Genomic DNA, 756 nt, shown 5'->3' on the forward strand with positions numbered 1-756 from the left:
ACGGATATTTAAAAATAATTGTGTAGAAGTTTAAACTTTCAATAACACCAATTTTTATTTCTTTGAAGGACTACAGAATCTGTGAGAAATGAGTTTTTCTACAAGCTCCATATAGCGGTGGTCGGCTGTTATGGTACACTATGGAAAAGTGGTGTCAGTCACCCGTGCCTACCCTCTCTCTACTCCGGCAATTGTAGCGTTACTGAACCTGTATCGCTGAAATAAGTACTAACAAAGTTACCACCACCAAGTGCACTAAATTGTACTTTTACAGTTCTTTGACTACCCGCGCTTGTTATTTCAACATTGTTTAGATAAAAAGTTTGTGTGAAAGTTATAAGACCAGCAGTGCTATATGTGCTAACATTTACCTCTCCATCAAATCCCTGTGCAGTATTCCAACTATTTGGCGGTGTGCTGTCATCAGTTAGAATATATGTAACACCATCAGGCAAAGCCGCATTTGGCGAAAAATATATTGTTTTAGCAGGATAAGAAGCAGTAACTGGCACAAACGACACCGTTATAGGCGGCGGCAGGATTTCGGTTATTGTCTTTGAGAGGGTTAGGGTTATAGCAGGTATACTTTCAGATATATCATAGGTTTCCCCAAAATACTCAAACTTTCCATTATCCACCATTACTTTTAGAACACGTGAGCCTTTTACTTCTCCGTTATTATAAAAAGTTTGAGTAAAAGTGGCTAAGTCTGTGCCATATTCACTTCTAGGAAGTATCTTTCCGTCAAAACCGACA

Annotated in this window: 1 protein-coding gene; it reads right to left on the reverse strand. The window is 38.6% G+C overall.

The features are described from left to right. Nucleotides 1–179 precede the first annotated feature (179 nt). A partial coding sequence (locus ACYVRA_RS07765; RefSeq protein WP_461252165.1) for a hypothetical protein occupies nucleotides 180–756 on the reverse strand: 577 nt, incomplete at its 5' end.

The sequence above is a fragment of the Treponema sp. R8-4-B8 genome (assembly GCF_054786175.1).